Consider the following 17,600-nt stretch of genomic DNA (forward strand, 5'->3'; position numbering starts at 1 on the left):
GCTTAAAACGGTTATAATACTTTAAAAAACTTCTCGGATCGGTATCATGAGCTGAATAGAAATCTTTGGCAAACCTAAAAATAGTATGTTCACCACGCTTTACCTGTTCATATTCACCGATTAAAAAACGGTACTTGCTCAGGTAATTTCGCTTTAAGGTAAGATCGTTGTTTATGTTCCGCATAACTTTTAGCTTTATTAGTTAAAGCTAATTCTGTTACCGAATTATCTGACCTTTACAATTGCGAGCGCAGCGTGGCAATCGCGAACTTTACAAGCCCGCCCTGTATAATTCGCGATTGCTTCGTTCCTCGCAATGACATGATGGCGTCCTACCCCAATATCTCCTTAATATCATCCGCAGAAAGTGACTTGATAAAGCTCTCCTCCGTAGTGATTAAAGCTCGGCTGAGGCTTAGTTTGCGCTGCTGCAGGGCAAGTATCTTCTCCTCAACAGAATCTTTAGTGATAAATTTATAGATAAATACGTTTTTGGTTTGGCCAATACGGTGAGTACGGTCAATGGCTTGTTGTTCTACAGCTGGGTTCCACCATGGGTCAAGTATGAAAACATAGTCGGCCTCGGTAAGGTTAAGACCCACTCCTCCGGCTTTTATCGAAATCAGGAACACCCTTGTCTTTTTATCTTCCTGGAATTGCTTTACCACATCACCGCGGTTTTGGGTGCTGCCATCTAAATAAACGTATGGCACACCTTCTTTATCAAAATGCTCGCGGTAAATTGTAAGTTGTTTTACAAATTGAGAGAATATGAGCACTTTATGCCCGCCATCCAGTACGTTGGCCAGGGTATGCACCACGTCTTCAAACTTGCCGCTATCGCCCTCATAATCCTTTTCAATCATGATGGGGTGATTAGCTATCTGCCTTAGCTTGGTTAATCCCTGTAATACCTGTATCTGGCTTTTGGCAAAGGTGCCATCTTCCAGGCTTTTAAGCAATTCGTTACGATACTCTGATTTTACTTTTTCATATACCGATGACTGTTCTTCGCTCATCTGCGAGTAGAAAAGGTTCTCGGTTTTTGGAGGGAGTTCTGTAGCTACCTGTTCTTTGGTTCGGCGTAAAACAAAAGGCTTTATCAGGGCCTGCAGTTTGCGCGCCTTGTCTTCGTCCTTTTTCTTCTCGATAGGCGAAACAAACTCATTTTGAAAAAATTGCTGACTGCCCAGCAAGCCGGGGTTAATGAACGACATCTGGGTCCAAAGATCATTCACCGAGTTTTCTACCGGGGTACCGCTCAATATCAGTTTAAAGCGCGATTTGAGTTGCTTAACCGCCTGGAATGATTTAGATGATGGGTTCTTGATATTCTGGCTTTCATCCAGGATCACATAATCAAAAAAGTAATCCTTAAACATCTCTATATCTATCCGGCTGATGCCATAGGTGGTTATCACAACATCATAATTGGCAAACACCTCTGCCGATCGGTATCGTAGCGTGCCGGTATGTACCATAAGCCTAAGCTGCGGTGTAAACTTTTTAGCCTCGTTAAGCCAGTTGTATATCAATGAGGTAGGCATAATCACCAGCGATGTGCTTTTGCCGCCTTCAGTCTCGGTAAATTCTTTGTGCTTTTGCAGTAATGCAAGGGTTTGTATGGTTTTACCTAAACCCATATCATCGGCAAGGCAACCGCCAAAATGGTATTGCTTTAAAAAATGAAACCAATTATAACCGGCTTTTTGATAAGGCCGTAAATGGCCTTCAAAGTTCAGGGGCATATCCACCTCTTCCAGTTCTTCAAAATTGCTGAGTTTTTGCAGCTTGCGGGTCATGGTAACGTTGGCCATTTCTCCCTCGGCAAGCTCTGTTACCAGGCCTATATGGTGGCGGCGTAATCTTAATTCCTTGCCGCCCTCTGTAAAATGCAAAAGATTGCCATATTGCGAAAACCATTTTTCAGGTATCACCGCAATTTCGCCGGATGGTAGCGTAAACTCCTTTTTATGGTTAAGGATATGATTTTTAAGCTGTATAAAAGGGATACGATACGGGCCGAAGCATACAATGGCGTTAATATCAAACCAGTCGTTATTTTCTTTTACCTCAAGATCAATCTTGCTGTTACCAAAAACGTAACGCTTTTGGCCTTCGGGCTGTTCAATTTCAAACCCCTGTTCAATCAATTGATCATGATGCTGGTTAAGCCATTCAAATACTGAAAAGGAGTGGTCGGCATCTTCATCATGCTTATTATCCACCTCCAGGTTTTGGAAAAGGGTTGATACCGTTTTAAGGCCAAGCTGTTCCAGCTGGCACATTTTCCCTTTTTCCCAGGTAGTTGAACGTTTAATGCGATGAAACAGGTAATCATCGTCATTTTTTTCCATCCTTACGGACACTGTACGGCCATCGCCATATGGAAAGGTATAACCGGCGTATTTAAAATAAAGTTGTAGCTGCGATGTGCCGCCCTCAACATAAATAGGTTTTAGTACCGGCCGGGCATCATACTTTTCGGTATTGATGGTAAATCCTTCGGCGTAAACATTATGTTTTTCTATGAGCGGGGCAACAAATTTTTCAAAATACGATTGCTCCGACGACCGGGGAATTGCAATGAAACGCTTATTAAGAAAGGGAACTAATTTTTTGCCTTCTATCTCCTTGTCAAAATAATACAGTGTATCATCCAGCAGCATCCAGGCCGGGTGGTTGCAAATGATCTCGGCATTTTTAAACATAAATTCAATACGCATTCCCTGGTATTTGATGGTAGGGAAGTAGCGTATCTCCTCCTCGTTGCGCCTGAAATGAAACAGTACCGAGGCGGCCTCTGTAGCCAATTGCAGCTTGCGCTCGCCGGGATACCCTTCCTTGCTCATTTGGTACACCTGTTTGCTGCATAGCAAGCTCAGTGCCTCGGCCATACGCTTCTCCAGTTTGGGGCGAATGGTATCAAATAGTTGCTCTGTGAATATTTTTGAAAAGAACTCGAACGGACGGATCGGCTTTTTATAAAACTTTTTGATCACGTTACCCTGCTCCATCTCTTCCAATATCTTAATGAGTTTCAAATCAACCTCATCAATACAATGGATAAATTCTTTGGCTGTATTGGAAAATAACCGCTGGTGGGTTAAAGAAAATTCGCCGTTGGGGTTAAGCTGAACGATGTGCGGTTCAATAACATAGCCAAGGTAATCATGCCTGGCAATGGCATAAATGATCTGGCATGGTTTGGTACTGTCGACTCGTAGCATTAACTTTTGATAAAAAATTTAGAGAAGCTACATCAACAAAAAATTCAAACGTAATGAGAATTTGCTGCAATTGAAAATTTTTTACGCTTTTTATTATTAACTGAAGGGTTTAATGAGCCAAATTGATTGTAACAAATAGGCAAGGATAAATAAGAAGTTAGGTTAATTTCATATTTTGCAGTATGAAAAACATGCCAATAAAAAACGAAAAAAAGGTATTAATCGCAGTTTCGCCAATTTTTATATTTATGCTTTTTTTGGGCGTTAGGGGATTTATCAAGGGTATCGAAACTCATAACACACTCCGTATTACAACGTCATCTATAGGGATATTAATATTTGTGTTTTTATACATTTTGCTATTAATAGGCCGTAAACGAAGATCGGTATAGCTTATTAAACTTTTTATTACTGACAAGCCTCCCAAATCTTCACCGCCTCAACTGCCTCTTTCACATCATGTACTCTTAAAATATTAGCGCCTTTGCTTAAGGCAATTGTATTTAATACGGTGGTCCCGTTTAGGGCATCGATAGCGGTGCCGCCCAACAAGCCGTAGATCATTTTCTTACGTGATATGCCGGTTAATAGGGGTAGGCCCAAAATGTTAAATTCCTGCATCCTGCGCATCAGCATATAGTTGTGCTCCTGTTTTTTAGCAAAGCCAAAACCAGGATCAATGATCACATCGTGAACCCCCAGCTGTTTTAATTGCTGATATTTAGAAACAAAATAATCAAGCACCTCAGCAAAAACATCATCGTACTGCGCCATTTGTGTCATATTTTGCGGGGTTCCCTTCATGTGCATCAAAATATAAGGCACCTGCAAACGGGCTACGGTATTAAACATATCTGTATCCAACATCCCGCCCGATATATCATTAATTATATGTGCGCCTGCCTTAACAGCGGCCTCTGCAACCCGCGAGCGAAAAGTATCTATAGATAATACAGCATCTGGAAAAGATTTTACAATTGCTTCAACAACAGGAAGTAAGCGGTCACATTCTTCGTCAGCAGAAATGTCTTCGGCGCCGGGGCGGGAAGAGTAAGCACCAAAATCTAAAAAAGCGGCGCCATCTGTCAGCATTTTTCCTGCTTGCGCCAGCGCGTCATCAACAGCGGGTTTGCGACTGTTGCTGTAAAAAGAATCGGGTGTGATGTTGATGATTCCCATCACTTTTGGGGTAGACAAATCAATTAGTTTACCACCCGCATTTAGGGTAACCTTTTTACGAAAAAATGTATCTTTAGCCACGTTAGTTTAATGTTGCAAAGTTTAAATGTTGTAAAGTTAATTTAACTTTGCAACATTGGCGACAGCCCAGCATTCAAAGGTTTCAACATTCAAACATTTCAGCATTTGGCTAATACATCAGCAGAGTACGACGCGGTAATTAATAATTGTAAAGGGCTTTTTATGAAAAAAACCCGCGACTATGGTACCGCATGGCGCATCCTCCGTCCGCAATCCATTACCGATCAAATTTTTATAAAGGCACAGCGTATCCGCACACTCGAAGAAAAAAAGATTTCGAAAGTGGGCGAAGATATTACAGGCGAATACATAGGCATTGTTAACTACTGTGTAATTGCTATGATGCAGCTTGATAGCACAGCTGATACCCCGGTTGAGCTGGCGGTTGACCACGTTGAGCGCTTGTTTGACGAAAAAGTATTGGAGACTAAAGAACTGATGTTTGCCAAAAATCATGATTATGGCGAAGCCTGGCGTGATATGCGGATCAGCTCATTAACCGACCTGATACTCATGAAACTACTGCGCGTAAAACAAATTGAAGATAACAAAGGCCTTACCGAAGCATCAGAGGGGGTAAAGGCCAACTACCAGGACATGCTGAACTACTCGGTATTTGCGCTTATAAAATTGGGATTATAATATGAAGAATGGCCTTATTTGGTTTTGCAGGATAGCGGTAGGCTTACTGTTTATATTTTCGGGCCTTATAAAAGCGAATGACCCATTGGGTTTTTCCTATAAACTGGAAGAATACTTTGAGGTTTTCCATATCACTTTCCTTAACAACTTCGCGCTTACAAGTGCCATTTTGCTTTGCGCACTGGAAATGTTGCTGGGTTTTGCCCTGCTTATTGGCGCACGTGCTGCAAAGGTTGCCTGGGGCTTGCTGCTGCTCATCATCTTTTTTGGCTTTTTAACTTTTTACTCCGCCTTTTTTAAGGTAGTGCAAACCTGTGGCTGCTTTGGGGATGCCATTCCGCTTACGCCATGGCAATCATTCGGTAAGGACATGATTTTGCTGGTTTTGGTGGCCGTACTTTTTGTAAACCGCACCAAAATAAAACCGTTGTTTAGCGCTAAGGCCGGCGATAAATGGCTCATAGGCGCTACCGTTGTTTCGATAGGTTTTGGCTTGTATACCTATAATTTTTTACCAATAGTAGATTTTTTGCCTTATAAGATAGGTGCTAACATCCCCGCAGAAATGGATACGCCACCCAATGCGCCCAAGGATGTATTTGTACTGACCTATCACCTAAAAAATAAAAAAACCAAAGAAACAAAGGTAATGACCGATAAGGAATACCTGAGTACCAATATCTGGAAGGATGCCAATTGGGAGGTGATAGGGGATCCGGAAAATCGCCTGGTTAAAAAAGGGTATGAACCTAAAATACGCGATTTGTCTTTACAGGATGCGCAGCGTAACGATTTTACCAAAGAGTTATTTGCAAGTCCCTTTTACACCATTATTATAGTAGCCTATGATTTGGATAAGACGAATGACGCGGCAATAAACCGCTTAAACGCGCTGGCTATCAACGCTACAGAAAATTTTAATATTCGTACCATATTGCTAACCTCCAATTCGGCGCAAAGTGCCCAGGCCTTTGCCAAAGCACATAAGCTGGTAAGTGAAATTTTTTATGCCGATGGCGTACCCCTTAAAACCATGATGCGCTCAAATCCGGGCATTATTTTGCTAAAAGGGGGAGTGATAGTTAATAAATGGCACTATCATTCGGTACCTACGTATGACTATTTTGTTAAAAACTATTTTCAAAAGCAGTAGATCATGATCAGCTACCTTATCCGCAAATTATTTTACGGACTGGCGGTTATGCTGGGGGTGGTGCTGGTAGTTTTCTTTTTGTTTAACATCCTGCCGGTTGATCCTGCCCGAATGACCCAGGGGCAGCGTGCCGATGTACAATCATTACAAGCTGTACGTAAAGAGTTTGGCCTTGATAAGCCTAAGCCTGTACAGTTTGCTTACTACCTGAATGATCTTTCGCCGGTAGGTATTCACCTGAATACAGCCGAAGAACAGCAGCGATATCGCTACGTAAAGATTTTTGCGGTAAGTAGAGCAACGGTACTTGCTTTAAAATGGCCTTACCTGCGCCGGTCATACCAAACACGTAAGGATGTTACCACATTACTTTTAGAAGTTATTCCCAACACCCTGGTGCTGGCAACCACCGCCATGATATTTGCCATTGTTATAGGTGTATTTTTAGGCGTGCTGAGCGCGGTACATAAGGATACCTGGATAGATAAGCTGGCCATTGGTTTTTCTACCCTGGGGATATCTGCACCTTCATTTTTTGCGGGTATCATCATAGCCTGGATCTTTGGCTTTGAGCTAAGTAAATACACCGGACTGAACATGTCTGGCAGTTTATACAGTTATGATCCCTTTAAGGGCGAGGTGATCACCCTTAAAAATTTAATATTACCCATGATCACTTTGGGCTTGCGGCCGCTGGCAATTATTGTGCAGCTAACACGCAACGCCATGCTTGATGTTCTGGGGCAGGATTATATCCGCACAGCCAAGGCAAAAGGATTAAGTAACCGCGCCATCATATACAGGCATGCGCTCAAGAACGCGCTGAACCCGGTTATCACCGCTATAGCCAACTGGTTTGCATCACTGCTGGCAGGTTCTTTTTTTGTGGAATATGTTTTTGGTTATAACGGTTTAGGCAAAGCCACGGTTGATGCCCTCGAAATGTCGGATTTTCCCGTTGTGATGGGCTCTATACTTTTTATCGCGTTTATTTTTGTGGTGATTAGTATTTTGGTAGATATTATTTATGTTTGGATTGATCCGCGGGTAAAATTAAGCTGATATTATTATGAAATACTTTTTAGTCGGGTTTATGGGCTGTGGCAAAACCACCTGGAGCCGTAAACTGGCTGCAAAATTGGGCTACGAATTTATTGATCTTGACCATGTACTGGAAGAGCATGTTGGCATGAGTATAGCTGAATATTTTTCCAGTTTTGGTGAGAGCGCGTTCCGCCAAATGGAATCAGATTTGTTAAAACACACAGAATATCCCGAAAATGTGATTGTATCAACAGGAGGTGGCCTGCCTTGTTTTTTTGATAATATGGATTGGATGAATACCAATGGCGTAACACTGTACGTAAAACTATCGCCCAAAACACTGGCCGACAGGTTAGAGAGCAGTAAAACTATACGCCCGGTGCTTCAAGGCAGAAAAGGGGATGAGCTGGTTGAGTTTATAACCGGTAAACTGGCCGAACGCGAAAGCTTTTACCTGCAGGCACGTCATCATGTTGATGGAATTGATTTATCGGTTGAAAAATTGGAGGATGTGATAACTTCGTAGTATACTTATTGTTATTGTAAGCAAATAATTTATGCCATGATGACGAATGAACCTATAGCCGTAAAACACCTTTTTAAGCCTTTAGATGATAAACTGATAACCCTCCTGGAATCATTAAATCCTGATGACTGGAATAAACAAACCGTGGCGAAAGCATGGAAGGTTAAGGATGTTGTATCGCATTTGCTTGAGGGGAACATTCGTACGTTATCTATGCAGCGGGATAAATATTATGGCGAGGAAGCTCCAGCTATCAATTCATATACCGACCTGGTAAACTGGCTCAATTTGCTAAATGCCGATTGGATAAAAGCCTCTAAAAGAATCAGTCCTGATGTTTTAATCCTGCTTCATAAAGCGACGGGGGACCTTACTACCCGATATTACGAATCACTGGATCTGAATAGCCCGGCTGTATTTGCTGTTAATTGGGCGGGTGAATCCGAAAGCCTCAACTGGATGCACCTTGCGCGCGACTACACCGAAAAATGGCACCACCAGCAACAGATCAGGGAAGCAACCGGGCGGGAAGGTATCCTGACCAGGGAGTTTTTCTATCCTTTTATAGATACATTCTTTAAAGCATTACCACATACTTTTAAAAATATGGGTGCACCAACGGGCACCAAAATTAAAATTACCATTACCACAAATATTGGTGGTAATTGGTACCTGCAGAAGTTTAAAGACAGCTGGGGGTTATTAAAAGATATAGACGCGGAAACCTTTGCCGCCACCATAAGAATTCCGCCAGAAATTTCCTGGAAACTATTCTCCAAAAGCATTCGCCCGGATGAGATCAGGGGCAGGGTTGAAATAACCGGTAATAGTGATCTGGCCGGGCAAGTGCTTAATATGGTATCTGTAATGGCTTAATTACACTTCATCTTTGGTGGTGCGCACCAGGCTGATACCTGTAAAGAAAAATACGACAGCTATAATGCCCACAACCACCAAGGTGGTGGCCTGGCCGCTGTGATTTATAACTCCAATGCCTGTATAAATTAAGCCGATGATACCGAGCACGGTAAGTATGGCTCCGAAAGTGCGTTTTAAATTCATAATATATGTATGCTGTTTTAGTAAGCATTTTATATAAAAACAAATAGCACACCAATAATTTATCCTATATTTATTTTATCTAATAATATCACTTATGACCGGCCAGATCCTCACAATTACTATTGTATTTATTTTATTGGTAATAATCCTATCATCGTTTGTGTCTGTAAAACAGGGCACTATAGTGGTAATTACTGTATTTGGTAAATACCGGCGCATACTTACACCGGGGCTAAATTTTAAGCTGCCTTTTATTGAGAATATCTATTCCAAGATATCAATCCAGAACCGTTCTGTCGAGCTGGAGTTCCAGGCAGTAACTTTTGATCAGGCTAATGTTTATTTTAAAGCAATGCTTTTGTATTCGGTACTTGATCAGCAGGAAGAAACTATCAAGAACGTGGCTTTTAAGTTTGTTGATGAGCGTAACCTGATGCAGGCGCTTATCCGTACGGTGGAGGGGTCTATCCGTGCCTTTGTGGCCACCAAACGCCAAAGCGAGGTATTGATATTGAGGCGCGATATTGTAGAGCATGTAAAGGAGCAACTGGATGTGATATTGGAAGGCTGGGGTTACCACCTGCAAGATTTACAACTGAACGATATTACGTTTGACGACGTTATCATGAAATCAATGAGCCAGGTGGTTGCATCAAATAACCTTAAGGCCGCCGCCGAAAATGAGGGCCAGGCCCTGTTGATCACCAAAACAAAAGCTGCCGAGGCTGAAGGTAACGCCATCAAGATTTCGGCGCAAGCCGAACGCGAAGCGGCCCAGCTGCGGGGTCAGGGTATTGCGCTGTTCCGCGAGGAAGTTGCGCGCGGTATGACTGTTGCCGCTAAAGAAATGGCTGGTGCAAATATGGATACCTCTGTAATCTTATTCACCATGTGGACAGAATCTATTAAGCACTTCTCAGAAAACTCAAAAGGGAACGTAATATTCCTGGATGGTTCAACCGATGCTATGCAGCATACATTAAAAGAAATGATGGCTTTAAACCTTTTACATCCTGACAGCGTCAAAAAGTAAAAGTTTTAACCTGTATTTTGAATGAAAAAAGGATCGGTGATGTGGATTGGCCTGATAGCCATGGTTTTAGGTACTAATAAAGTAAAAGCACAGCAATACCAGCAATATCACCAGCTAACTGTTAATGATTTTTTGGGTACGCCGCGGGCAAATGCCGGCGGCGTAGTTGCTTATACCAACTGCACAATTGATTTTAAATATGAGGTAAGTAACCGTGGCGGAAATTATATTATAAACGCCATAGTTAATCTTGTACTTAATAATAACCGTTCATGGCTTGATAGGGGCAGGGTTGCATCACAGGAAATGATGGCCGAAATTTTAAAGCATGAGCAAGGCCATTATTTGATCGCCTACCTGGAGCAGCAGGAACTACTAAGGCAAATAGGGAAAACCCGCTTTAGTCGTAATTATAGATATGAAGCTATGGAGATTTTTAACCGCATTGATGGCAGGTACAAAAGACTTAACGCGGATTACGACGAAGATACTCAACACATGACCAACCGCCAGCAGCAATACAGCTGGGACTTGTATTTTAAAAAACGGTTGGAGTTTATGCCACAGGAATAGAGGCGGTATTGGCATACATACCGATTCCTTTAAACTGATCCTGTTTTACGGTGAGGCTTGTCGACACCCATCCTTTATTATGTTGACATGGTGCCTTTGAGCCGCCTATATCAAATCATTAATGTTTTAGCTGTATTATTCTGACTGTTTTATGGAAAAACTGTGGCATGTACAAAGGGAAAAGTCATGAGATGATTTGTAGCAACGACTGTTTTGTGGTAATTGGCAACTGATTCATTTGCCCAATGCGGTTGGTTTCTTCTTTTTAAATGATTTGACCGCAAAGATAATTCCGGAGTTGAATCCCGTGAACACGCATTTGGTTGATAGAAAGATAGCACAGCTTGATCCGGGTGACTGCATAAAACAAAAAAAGCTCCGGGTTATCCGGAGCCTTTTCAAATAATATTTTATTAAAGATTATTTTTGTTTGAATTGAACACGACGGTTTAATACACGTCCTTCTTCAGTTGAGTTATCAGCAATTGGGTTGGTTTCACCAAAGCCTTTTACTTTMACTTTCTTAGCATCAACACCAGAGTTAACTAAGTAAGTTTTTACAGAGTTAGCACGGTCTTTTGATAAAGCRATGTTGTGAGCAGCAGTACCTTCAGATGAAGCGWAACCGTCTATTTCTACACCTTTACCAGAAGCCCTAAGGTCAGCTGAAGTTGCATCTAACACWGGGTAAGATGAAGTACGTAATACTGAGCTATCAAATTCAAACTGGATGTTTGAGTAAGCAGTACCTTTAACAGCAACTGAATCAGCAGCTGGTTTAGGGAATACGATAACGCAACCAGAACCATCAACAACGCTACCAGCAGCAGTRCCTGGGCATTTGTCAAACTGATCAGCAACACCGTCACCGTCTGAATCTTTTTTCAGGTCGTTAACCGCAGTTTCTACGTTGGTAACACGGCCTTTTAAAGCTTCAACTTCCTGACGTAAAGCTGCATCGTACAATTCATCATACATTTGAGCAACGGGGTTTACCCACTCTAAGTTTTGTTTTGATTTAGGACCAAAAGTGTACTCTAAACCACCGTAAGTATAAGAGTAGTGGCTAAAAGTAGGATAAGTGTGAGCACCAGAGAAGTTATAACCCTGTACAAAGCTAACAGTGTAACCTAAGTTTAAAGCTAACGCRTCAGATAATCTGAATTTAACACCTGCACCTACAGGAGCAAATAATTCTTTCACGTTTTTATCACCGAATGGCAARGTATTTACAGTGCCTCCAGCAGATGTATTGCTCTTAATTTTATACATATCTAAACCTAAACCGGCAGATGTATAAAAGTTAACRCTGTTTTTGCGGTGTAAAAAGCTAACACTTGCAATGTTGAAYACACCACTGATWGCTCCTGAATTGAAAGARGTTTTATACTCGGTGATACCRAATTTYTSWGTTCCTKCTTTRTCRAWACCRTGMACTTTACCACCTAAGTARTCTAAYTGTAAGCTAAARGTGTGWGATAGTTGTTGCCTTAAAGTAACACCATAACCCAAATCAACTTTRAATTTGTTTGTAGTGTTAATAGTAAATGGAACAAGTCCGTCTGTAATACCAACGTTAACGCCGATACTAAAGGTGTTGTACTGACCAATACCGCCAAATACCCTGGCAGTAGCCTGAGTAATTACGGTATCTTTTTGTTGCGCTTTTAAGTTAGCAGTAAAAAAAACAAAGATAAAGAGGGTAATAGCTGAATACTTCATAATTAAAGTTTAGGATATGATGTTGACAGTTCAGTTATATATAGCAATAGCTTTTGGCTTTGGTTATTTTTATCCAAAACAAAATTGTTATTTAAGAAAGGCTTATTAAGGATAACTAATGGAGTTATGAATTTTTATTCCAGGAATGCCTATTTTTTCCATAGCGTGACAGATTGGGTATCCCAAAATAACATTTTTTCCAATCAAATGAAAATAAAATATTAATTACCAGCACATTAAGCACCCACAACTATAAAAAACACAAATTTCAGCTTTTAATTGGGGTTATTATTTGTCCACAACAAAAACTCGACATTATCGGTACATGTCATTGACTTTCCCGCATTCTCGAAGTTGAAACCCTCATACTTAGAAACGATATTATAAACCTCCTCATAACCCTTTGCTCCTAACGGAATCCTGCAGCAGCTATTACTACTCACTAATGTTAACCACACATCTGGTAACCAGGGGCCTTCATTGGTATTGATCAATAGTATTGTATGCACTTCTTTCCATAAAACTGATTCATTGCCCCATTTTGGATGTTCAACCAGTACCAATTCATCAGTAATGGTAACTACATAAAAATCTTCGGGCTGTAGGTTGGTTTTAGTTACAAAAGAAAATAGCTTTTTAATAAAATCCATGATCATACTTCCAATGTAGCATATTTTTTTTGAAGGGGAGGGATGCCCGGAACTTACCTAAACACATTTTCCTTTACCATAAACAAAGGCAATGAACTATGATCCTGTACGCGGGAGTGAAAATCCCTGATATTAAAATCCTTGCCTTGTTTTTGTTGCAACTCCTCTTTCCACTGCAATATTTGCAGTGCGCCGTATTTGTAGGTAACTACCTGCGCAGGCCAGCGGCGTATGCGGGCAATTTCGCGCAGGGCAATATCATCCTGGTTGCGGATGTTCTTTTTCCAAAAGGCAAGGGCCTGCTCATCAGTCCAGCCGTAATAGTTTAGGCCAACATCAAGCGGCACCCGTACCGAGCGCACAATATCCCATTCCCATTTACCTAATTCATCATAAGGGGTTTGGTAAACGCCTAACTGCTTGCCCAGTTCTTCGGCATAAGCGCCCCAGCCCTCGGCAAAGCCCATATAGTAAAAAAGCTGTTGCACAGCCGATGTTTTGGTTTTACTTTCGATGCTTGATTGATAATGATGGCCCGGTACCGCCTCATGGATAAAAAGCCAATCATACTGGCGTTTATTGTAAGGCTTATCAAAAAGGTTATAGTAAAAAGTGTTATTATCATAGTAACCGGGCGTTTGTGCCAGTTGCTTACTCTCGCCTGCTTTAATTTTCAAATCAGGTATCTCAAAATCGTTAAAAAGTTTGGGTAAATTACTGTAGATGATGGCCCTGGTGCGCTCAAAACTTTGCTGAACCAATTTGGGATCACGCTCAAAAAACTCAGGATCGTTAAGGTGTTTGTAAAAGGCATCCTCGCTTAAGCCGGTCTGCTGCCGCACCGACTCAATATGCTGCTGCACCCGGCTCAACTCCCCCAGTCCAAATTTATAGATCTCGTCGGGCGTTACATCGGCGCTCACCCATCGTTTTAGTAAATAAGCATACCAGGCTTTACCGTCTGGAACGGTAATAATACCACCATTCGAAATTTTTACAGGTCGATGTTTTATCCAGTCCTGTTCCAGTACCAGCCTCTCCAGGTTGAGTTTACTTTCGTATTTAATCAATTCGTAATCTATCTTTTGCGATGGGCTTAGGGCTTCCACTTTGTAGTTTGATAAACCTGTATCAGCCCACTTAAAAAACTCCTCTTGCTTCTGTATCACTGCTTCTGTGCCGATATGTTCCAATCCGCTCACATAGCTTAACTCTGGCTGCGGCAGGTTAAGTGCGGTATATTCGCTTACGAACCGGGCTGAAAAAGCATCAAATTTTTGCTGAGCGCGGGCATCAAAAAAGGACAGCATAAAAAAGCCGGCACAAAATAAGAGTATCTTCATAATGGGGTTTTAAAATATCATAAGGATTACAAGCTTCGATGTTTATTTGTAGCCTATGTTACAAAATATACCCTCAAATAATGTAAATTGTAAGCACCATGCGTAAACTTACCCTTATAATTGCTTTGATAACCTGCTGTTGTAAAACCTTTGCCCAGGTAACTTACCCGGATGCAACTTTACCTGCAAATTTCCCGATACTTTTTGCCAAAGGCATCCTAACCGATGGCCTTAGCAACCGCGATTTTACCATCTCGCCCAAAGGCGACGAGATTTTTTACACCCTGCAACAACCACGTTTTGTTAGCAGTACCATTCTGTATCTTACAAAAAAGAATGGCAAATGGAGTAAACCCAGGGTAGCCCCATTTTCGGGTCGCTTTAGGGACCTGGAGGCTGCTTTCTCCCCAGACAGAATGTATATCTATTTTTCTTCGGACAGGCCACTAAAAGATGGCGTCGCTAAAAAGGACTTTGATATATGGCGGGTTAAGCGCAATCCAAATGGAACCTGGGCCGCGCCCGAGAATTTAGGCCCCAACGTTAACACTGATAAGAATGAGTTTTATCCCAGCATCACGCGCAGCGGCAACCTTTATTTCACAGTTGAAGCTGATTATGGCAAAGGGAGTGAAGATATTGTTGTGTGCAAACCAATGCCTGGCGGCTATACTAAACCCGAGAGCCTACCCGAAGATATCAATACCAAATACGATGAGTTTAATGCCTTTGTTGACCCCGATGAGCAATTTATTTTGCTTACTTCTGAGGGCCGCCCTGATGATATAGGCCGGGGCGACCTTTACATTAGCCACAAGGATAAAGCAGGAAACTGGCTGCCGGTGAAACATTTGCCGGTACCCATTAACTCAACCGCCATTGATTATTGCCCTTTTGTTACCTGGAATAAAAAATATTTAATGTTCACCAGCAGCAGGTTAAATAAGGATTTGACCGATGGTAAAACAAAAACTTACCCGCAATTAAAAACTTTACTGAACAGCGCGGGTAACGGCTGGGACGATATTTATTGGGTGAAATTTGATGCAGACTGGTAGTACTATAAAAAAGAAAAGTCATGTTGAATTGGTTTCAACACGACTTCATATCTTGATAAGTAAGCTACTTACTTTTTATCTTCAACACGTTTTAATACCGAGTGAACTTTTGAACCGCTAACCTCCAGGTCTACAGTTGTTGAATCGCCATAAAACTTACCAGTATGTGGAATATCCATTCCGCTGGTGCTTATAGTGAATGAAAAATCAGCGCCGGTTATCTTACCATTGTTTAAAGGCACATCGCCATCTGGTGTAAGGGCAGTACCCGTTAATTTGTCGCCATCAATCTTAAAATTGTAAAGCAATGGATACTCTGTACCGCCAATATCAGCCTTTCCAGACCATTTTCCATTTAAATCAGCAATGGCTGCAAGGCATACCATAAAGCAGCTTAGTAATAAAGCAGTTGTAAATAATTTTCTTTTCATAACTTAAATTTGTTCATATCTAAGATAAGATGTTTTTCATTATAATATGTTACCATAAAATTATTAAAAAGTTATAATCAAAGCATTTAGCCTACCGGGCCGCCACTGCTTTCAGGATGTAATTCTCCATAATCTTCTCGGGCTGCCACACCCTGCGGTTCCTGAAATTGCCCGATGTAATAACCACCACCAACTGGTATTCAGGCACTATAAATATATATTGCCCACCCGCGCCACGCGCCTCTACAGTGTTAATAATTTTACCATTAACGTTGTAATGATAATGCCACCACAAAAAGCCATATTCATTTTTCTCATTATGATTTTCAAGCACCAGGTACTTCTTGAAGGAGGCATCAACCCAGTTTTTGCTGATGAGCTGCTGATTTTTCCATTTACCACCATTAGCATAAAGTAAACCAAACTTTAACATATCCCGTGGCCGCAGGTGCATACCGCCACCAAAATATGGCCGGTTAAGCGGATCATCAAAAACAATATAGTTGCTAATACCTAATGGCTCAAACAAATTTTGATCAATAAACAAGTCGAGCGGCTGTTTCACTACGGTATCTGCAATTACCCCAAGCAGGTAAGGATTGGCCGAACTATAGTTGGCATGTGTACCCGGGGAGTTGATCATTGGTGCCTCAACTACTGTTTTCAGCCAGTTTGCCGAGTTTTGATATTCATCTTCTGATGCTGCCGACTTCCTGTCTATCCCAAAGTCTATGGCATCCAGACCCGAGCTCATCGTGAGCAAGCTACCTATGCTGATGGCCTGTTTCCGTTTATTACCATCGGCAGCATGCTTATATTGATCAGGTAAAAACTGAAACAGCTTTTGGGCAGTATCCTTTAGTAAGCCTTTATCCATAGCTATCCCCACAATGGCCGATGAGATACTTTTTGATGCTGACCGCAGGTCATGTACAGCCCCCTCATCAAACCCATTAAAATACTGCTCATAAACAAACTTCCCGTTCCTGCTGATAAGCACACTATGTGTATTGGTGATCTTATTGGCGTTGATACTATCCACCATCAGTTTTAAATAGCCTTCATCAAAACCGGCTGCGTTCAGGCTGTTAACCGGCAAGTCATCTTTCATATCAACAGGCATATTGCTGTTAAAAGGTAGCTTAGGGGCTTTACTTGCCAAATCCCACTCCTTAACAGAGCGGTGTAAGGAAACCGTGGATATGGGTAAACCGGCAATTTCGGCCTGTAAAATAATGGCATCCTTAAACAGTTTACCGTTAAACTTTAAACCGCTGCGGTAATCTCTGAAATGAACACTATCAGCATTAAGGGTCAACCCGCCACTTGCAAAGCCCGAAAAACGGGTATCGCCCAGGAAAATATAAGCTTCGTATTTAGTTGAATCGGTATTTTCAACATCAATATAAAATTCAGGTCTCAGATCGGGGACAAACAAAATGTTCCATTTACCAGTGTATGTGCCGGCTGCCTTTGCTTGTAAAACCATGTGGTAACTCCATTGCACCGAGCGGATGAACAGCCGCACCTGTTTATCACCTATGGTGCCTTTAACTGCCAGGTTGCTATCAAGCTTAACCTCGAAATTATTACTGGCCGATAGTTTAAAGTTTCTGTGGATCGATTTGCCGGACGAAGTTAACTGCAGCGTATAGCTGCCTACAGCAGTTTTTTTTACCGCTACGCCAATTCCGAAGTTTTGGGGCTGGGTTAATAAACCTTCCCAATGGCCTTCATAGGGTTTCATGCCAATCTGCCCAAAACAAGTACTGTTGATCAGCAGCATCAATACTATTACCGGTAACCTGTTTTTAAAATAGTTGAATAATAACATGGTGTATATTTATGGCACAATAGTAAGCACTTTGCGACA

At 41.6% G+C, this 17,600-nt stretch carries 17 protein-coding genes; 8 read left to right on the plus strand and 9 right to left on the minus strand.

Going from position 1 to position 17,600, the window contains the following annotated elements:
• The 3 genes from AC1DYB_RS29800 to folP form a co-directional block, all read right to left on the minus strand.
• On the minus strand, positions 1–184 hold a 184-nt coding region (locus AC1DYB_RS29800), incomplete at its 3' end, for a hypothetical protein (protein ID WP_477439886.1).
• A gap of 148 nt (positions 185–332) precedes the next feature.
• Positions 333–3,230 (minus strand): DEAD/DEAH box helicase, encoded by a 2,898-nt coding sequence (locus tag AC1DYB_RS29805; RefSeq protein WP_477440496.1) that lies wholly within the window; start codon positions 3,228–3,230, stop codon positions 333–335.
• 408 nt (positions 3,231–3,638) lie between these two features.
• Entirely contained in the window at positions 3,639–4,490 is an 852-nt protein-coding gene (folP, locus tag AC1DYB_RS29810; protein WP_477440498.1) for a dihydropteroate synthase, read from the minus strand.
• A gap of 162 nt (positions 4,491–4,652) precedes the next feature.
• Between folP and AC1DYB_RS29815 the strand changes: the two genes are divergently transcribed.
• From AC1DYB_RS29815 to AC1DYB_RS29835, 5 genes are read left to right on the plus strand one after another with little or no spacing between them, the layout of a single operon-like run.
• Positions 4,653–5,132 (plus strand): DUF1599 domain-containing protein, encoded by a 480-nt coding sequence (locus AC1DYB_RS29815; RefSeq protein ID WP_295716905.1) that lies wholly within the window; start codon positions 4,653–4,655, stop codon positions 5,130–5,132.
• Position 5,133: 1 nt separating this feature from the next.
• On the plus strand, positions 5,134–6,285 hold the full coding sequence (locus AC1DYB_RS29820; protein ID WP_477440500.1) for a BT_3928 family protein: 1,152 nt from the start codon (positions 5,134–5,136) through the stop codon (positions 6,283–6,285).
• 3 nt (positions 6,286–6,288) lie between these two features.
• Positions 6,289–7,347, plus strand: a complete 1,059-nt coding sequence (locus AC1DYB_RS29825) for an ABC transporter permease (RefSeq protein ID WP_477440502.1) — start codon at positions 6,289–6,291, stop codon at positions 7,345–7,347.
• A 7-nt stretch (positions 7,348–7,354) separates the two neighbouring features.
• On the plus strand, positions 7,355–7,855 hold the full coding sequence (locus AC1DYB_RS29830; protein ID WP_477440504.1) for a shikimate kinase: 501 nt from the start codon (positions 7,355–7,357) through the stop codon (positions 7,853–7,855).
• Between the two features lie 36 nt (positions 7,856–7,891).
• On the plus strand, positions 7,892–8,731 hold the full coding sequence (locus AC1DYB_RS29835; protein WP_477440506.1) for a maleylpyruvate isomerase N-terminal domain-containing protein: 840 nt from the start codon (positions 7,892–7,894) through the stop codon (positions 8,729–8,731).
• On the opposite strand, the gene AC1DYB_RS29840 is transcribed toward AC1DYB_RS29835, so the two are convergent.
• Positions 8,732–8,917, minus strand: a complete 186-nt coding sequence (locus AC1DYB_RS29840; protein WP_295716914.1) for a hypothetical protein — start codon at positions 8,915–8,917, stop codon at positions 8,732–8,734.
• Positions 8,918–9,011: 94 nt separating this feature from the next.
• On the opposite strand from AC1DYB_RS29840, the gene AC1DYB_RS29845 reads away from it, so the two are divergent.
• Both AC1DYB_RS29845 and AC1DYB_RS29850 read left to right on the plus strand, forming a co-directional pair.
• Positions 9,012–9,950, plus strand: coding sequence for an SPFH domain-containing protein (locus AC1DYB_RS29845; RefSeq protein WP_477440508.1), 939 nt, complete (start codon positions 9,012–9,014; stop codon positions 9,948–9,950).
• A 21-nt stretch (positions 9,951–9,971) separates the two neighbouring features.
• The gene (locus AC1DYB_RS29850) at positions 9,972–10,523 is read left to right on the plus strand and encodes a DUF922 domain-containing protein (RefSeq protein ID WP_477440510.1); all 552 of its coding nucleotides are present in this window, start codon (positions 9,972–9,974) and stop codon (positions 10,521–10,523) included.
• A 420-nt stretch (positions 10,524–10,943) separates the two neighbouring features.
• Here AC1DYB_RS29850 and AC1DYB_RS29855 read toward each other — a convergent pair whose 3' ends face one another.
• The 3 genes from AC1DYB_RS29855 to AC1DYB_RS29865 form a co-directional block, all read right to left on the minus strand.
• Complete coding sequence (locus tag AC1DYB_RS29855) at positions 10,944–11,726, minus strand: OmpA family protein (protein WP_477440512.1); 783 nt, start codon at positions 11,724–11,726, stop codon at positions 10,944–10,946.
• Positions 11,727–12,520: 794 nt separating this feature from the next.
• Positions 12,521–12,895: a hypothetical protein gene (locus AC1DYB_RS29860; protein ID WP_477440514.1), complete on the minus strand. Its 375-nt coding sequence runs from the start codon at positions 12,893–12,895 to the stop codon at positions 12,521–12,523.
• Between the two features lie 53 nt (positions 12,896–12,948).
• Entirely contained in the window at positions 12,949–14,238 is a 1,290-nt protein-coding gene (locus AC1DYB_RS29865; RefSeq protein WP_477440516.1) for a DUF885 domain-containing protein, read from the minus strand.
• A gap of 98 nt (positions 14,239–14,336) precedes the next feature.
• Here AC1DYB_RS29865 and AC1DYB_RS29870 point away from each other — a divergent pair, with 98 nt between their 5' ends.
• The gene (locus AC1DYB_RS29870; RefSeq protein WP_477440518.1) at positions 14,337–15,296 is read left to right on the plus strand and encodes a TolB-like translocation protein; all 960 of its coding nucleotides are present in this window, start codon (positions 14,337–14,339) and stop codon (positions 15,294–15,296) included.
• A 68-nt stretch (positions 15,297–15,364) separates the two neighbouring features.
• On the opposite strand, the gene AC1DYB_RS29875 is transcribed toward AC1DYB_RS29870, so the two are convergent.
• Together AC1DYB_RS29875 and AC1DYB_RS29880 are read right to left on the minus strand one after the other, a co-directional pair.
• A complete protein-coding gene (locus AC1DYB_RS29875; protein ID WP_295720825.1) occupies positions 15,365–15,727 on the minus strand; it encodes a hypothetical protein in 363 nt (120 codons plus the stop codon).
• Positions 15,728–15,818: 91 nt separating this feature from the next.
• A complete protein-coding gene (locus tag AC1DYB_RS29880; RefSeq protein WP_477440521.1) occupies positions 15,819–17,561 on the minus strand; it encodes a serine hydrolase domain-containing protein in 1,743 nt (580 codons plus the stop codon).
• Between the last annotated feature and the right edge of the window lie 39 nt (positions 17,562–17,600).

The sequence above is a fragment of the Mucilaginibacter sp. P2_A4 genome, assembly GCF_056405015.1.

Excerpts from the sequence above, each read along its gene's own strand:
- AC1DYB_RS29860 (WP_477440514.1), bottom strand. The coding sequence starts at position 12,895 with ATGGATTTTATTAAAAAGCTATTTTCTTTTGTAACTAAAACCAACCTA.
- AC1DYB_RS29820 (WP_477440500.1), top strand. The coding sequence starts at position 5,134 with ATGAAGAATGGCCTTATTTGGTTTTGCAGGATAGCGGTAGGCTTACTG.
- AC1DYB_RS29845 (WP_477440508.1), top strand. The coding sequence starts at position 9,012 with ATGACCGGCCAGATCCTCACAATTACTATTGTATTTATTTTATTGGTA.
- AC1DYB_RS29835 (WP_477440506.1), top strand. The coding sequence starts at position 7,892 with ATGATGACGAATGAACCTATAGCCGTAAAACACCTTTTTAAGCCTTTA.
- AC1DYB_RS29870 (WP_477440518.1), top strand. The coding sequence starts at position 14,337 with ATGCGTAAACTTACCCTTATAATTGCTTTGATAACCTGCTGTTGTAAA.
- AC1DYB_RS29815 (WP_295716905.1), top strand. The coding sequence starts at position 4,653 with ATGAAAAAAACCCGCGACTATGGTACCGCATGGCGCATCCTCCGTCCG.
- AC1DYB_RS29850 (WP_477440510.1), top strand. The coding sequence starts at position 9,972 with ATGAAAAAAGGATCGGTGATGTGGATTGGCCTGATAGCCATGGTTTTA.
- AC1DYB_RS29875 (WP_295720825.1), bottom strand. The coding sequence starts at position 15,727 with ATGAAAAGAAAATTATTTACAACTGCTTTATTACTAAGCTGCTTTATG.
- AC1DYB_RS29880 (WP_477440521.1), bottom strand. The coding sequence starts at position 17,561 with ATGTTATTATTCAACTATTTTAAAAACAGGTTACCGGTAATAGTATTG.
- AC1DYB_RS29830 (WP_477440504.1), top strand. The coding sequence starts at position 7,355 with ATGAAATACTTTTTAGTCGGGTTTATGGGCTGTGGCAAAACCACCTGG.
- AC1DYB_RS29825 (WP_477440502.1), top strand. The coding sequence starts at position 6,289 with ATGATCAGCTACCTTATCCGCAAATTATTTTACGGACTGGCGGTTATG.
- AC1DYB_RS29840 (WP_295716914.1), bottom strand. The coding sequence starts at position 8,917 with ATGAATTTAAAACGCACTTTCGGAGCCATACTTACCGTGCTCGGTATC.
- AC1DYB_RS29865 (WP_477440516.1), bottom strand. The coding sequence starts at position 14,238 with ATGAAGATACTCTTATTTTGTGCCGGCTTTTTTATGCTGTCCTTTTTT.
- AC1DYB_RS29805 (WP_477440496.1), bottom strand. The coding sequence starts at position 3,230 with ATGCTACGAGTCGACAGTACCAAACCATGCCAGATCATTTATGCCATT.